This is a genomic window from Streptomyces albidochromogenes, assembly GCF_005981925.1.
Taxonomy (GTDB): Bacteria; Actinomycetota; Actinomycetes; order Streptomycetales; family Streptomycetaceae; genus Streptomyces; species Streptomyces albidochromogenes.
In genome coordinates this window covers 1-2,669 of sequence record NZ_VBVX01000509.1, presented here as the reverse complement: position 1 = coordinate 2,669, position 2,669 = coordinate 1, and the positions used below count along the sequence as shown (strand labels likewise).

At 76.1% G+C, this 2,669-nt stretch carries 1 protein-coding gene; it reads right to left on the bottom strand.

Annotated features, from left to right (window positions below):
* Positions 1-2,669, bottom strand: a 2,669-nt coding sequence (locus tag E2E34_RS33230; RefSeq protein ID WP_138905550.1) for a beta-N-acetylglucosaminidase domain-containing protein, incomplete at both ends; no start/stop codon positions are given.

Here is a 2,669-nt window from a genome sequence, read left to right as displayed (position 1 = left end):
CCACCACGCCGAGGGCCCGATCGGTGACGTCCACCGGGTCGCCGGGTCGCCGTCGGCCGCGTTCGGCGCCGTGAAGTCCGCGGTCTCGTCACCCGAGGACGCCACCCGCACGCCCCCGCCCCGGACCAGGTCGGGCCCGCCCGTACGCGGGAAGGCCCGCACCGTGAGCACACTGTCCTGCCCGTCGAACGACACCGGCACCTTGTACTCGCCCGACCGCACCGCCTTGTCCACCCGCACGTCGAGCGGCACGGCGGTGGACGCGCCGCGCGGCACCGTCGTCGCCCGGGGCGCGCGCACCTCGATGCCCTTCGGCGCGTCGGCCGTCAGCCGGCCGCGCACCTCGCCGGGCCGCTGCCCGGTCAGCCGCACGGTCACCCGCTCCGGCCGGCTCCCGCCGATCTCCGCGTCCGTCTCGCTGCGCTCCAGACGCAGCCCCGCCCGCGGCTCGTCCGCGAACCACGGCACCACCCGGTGCACGACGGGCGCACCCTCCCCGGCGGCGTCGTCCCAGGTCAGGCGTACGGCGTCGAGCCGCGCACCCTCGGCGTCCGTCTGCGTCCAGCCGCTCCCGGACAGCGTCCCGACCCGCCGCCAGCCCTGCCCCGGCACGTGGGCCTCCACCGCCGCGCCCTCGCCCGTACCCGGCTCGGTCATGGCGGTCAGCGCCTCGACGGGCCGCGCCCGGTTCAGCCGCACCGTGTACGAACCGGCCTCCCGCGCGACCCGGCCCGCCTCCCGGTCCGCACCGGTCCAGGCGTCCGCCGCCTTGACGGTCCGCGCCACGAAGGCGTCGAGCACGCCCTTGCCGACGGTGACCCGGCTCGCCTTCAGGGAGCCCCGCAGCGCGTCCAGGTCGAGCGAGGCGCGCCAGGCGGCCGGGCCGTCGCCGCGCGCCTGCGCCTGAAGCAGGTCGACGGACAGCTCGCCCGCCCGCCCGTACCGCGCCAGTTGCTCGGTCCACGGCCGCACCTCGTCGTCGAAGGCGCCGCCCGGCGAGTCCCGGAGCCGCAGCGGGGCGTCGCGCATCACCGTGAACGCGTCGCGCAGCCGCTTCGCCGCCGCGTCCCGTACGCCCGGCTCGGTGGAGGCCCGCGTCCGCCAGAAGCCGTCGATCAGCGGCCGCAGGTACGCCGACTCCTCGCCGCCGAGCACGGACGACGCGTCGTTGCCCGCCAGCGCCCGCATCGCGGCGCGGGCCTGCGCGTCGTCGCCCGCGAGGTCGTCCATCGCGGCCTGCCAGGACTCCTGCGGCCGGTAGCCGCGGGGGTTCCAGGCGTAGTCGGCCGCGGTGAACAGGGGGATGCGCGAGGCCGACGCCTGCTCCATGGCGTTGGCCAGCAGAGCGGAGGACCCGGCCGCGACGGCGGGGTCCCGGCCCGTGTACGGGCCGAGGAAGATACGGTCCTGCGCGTAGTCGTTGACCGGGTAGTTGTCCATCGTGACCAGCGGATGCGCGAACGCGGCGCGGGCACCGGCGAGTTCACGCCCGGTGATCGTCTTCGGCACGACGCCGACCCCCGTCCAGGCGACGTGCACCCCGCCGTCCAGCTCGGCGGCCAGCGCCCGCCGGTAGTCGGTGTCACCCTCCTGGTAGAACTCCGTGGGCATCACCGACAGCGGCTCGGACCCCGGATGCCGCTCCGCCAGGTGCCGCGCCACCGCGTTGGCCACCCGCGCGTGCGCCTTGGCCGCCGCCCGGGGACCGGAGCCGAAGGCGTCGGCGTCCGCGCCGCAGTGCCACTCGCTGTAACTGACGTCGCCGAACTGGAGCTGGAAGGTGCGTACGCCCAGCGCCCACATCGCGTCGAACTTGCGGTTCAGCGCCTTGATGTCACCGTCGGACGACATGCACATGGCCTGCCCCGGGGCCACGGCCCAGCCGAGCGTCACATGGCCGGCGCGCGCCCGCTCCGCCAGCGCCCGGAAGTCCGCACGCTGGTCGGCCGGGTACGGGTCCCGCCAGCGGGCCTGCCGGTACGGGTCGTCTCCGGGGGCGTAGAGGTACCGGTTCTGCTTCGTGCGGGCCATGAAGTCGACCTGGGCCAGCCGCTGTTCGCGGGTCCACGGCTGGCCGTAGAAGCCCTCGGTCGTGCCGCGTACGGCCGTCCCCGGCCAGTCCCGGACGGCGACTCCGGCGATGCGCTTTCCACGGCGGGTGCCGGTGTCCCCGTCAGCCCTGCTGGACTCCTCGTCCGTCACCAGTTGGCGCAGGGTCTGCGCGGCGTGGAAGAGGCCGTCGTCGCCGACACCGTCGAGCGCGACCGTGTCCCGTCCGCCGACGCTGCCGACGGCTATCCGGTAGCCCCCGGACGGCAGATCGGCGCGTTCGGGTGCGCGCAGGGCGCGCAACGCGTCGTTCGCGCCGGTGCCCCCGGCTCGTACGACGACGCCGCGCGCGGGCAGCGGCTCGTGGGGCCGCAGGGTGTAGAGCGTCGTGACGCCCGCGTCGCGCAGGACGTCCCCGAGGGCCTTCAGGGCGTACGGATCAGTGCCCTCCTCCGCGACGAGCGCCGCTTCGCCGCCCACCCGCACCGACTGCCCGGCGGCCCGCATCGACTGGGGCCGGGGCCATACGGCGGGCAGGGCGGCGGCGTCTTTCCCACGGTCCGGCTTCGTGGCGGAGGGGGAACCCGGCGACCCACAGCGGCGCCAGCGAGCCGAAGACC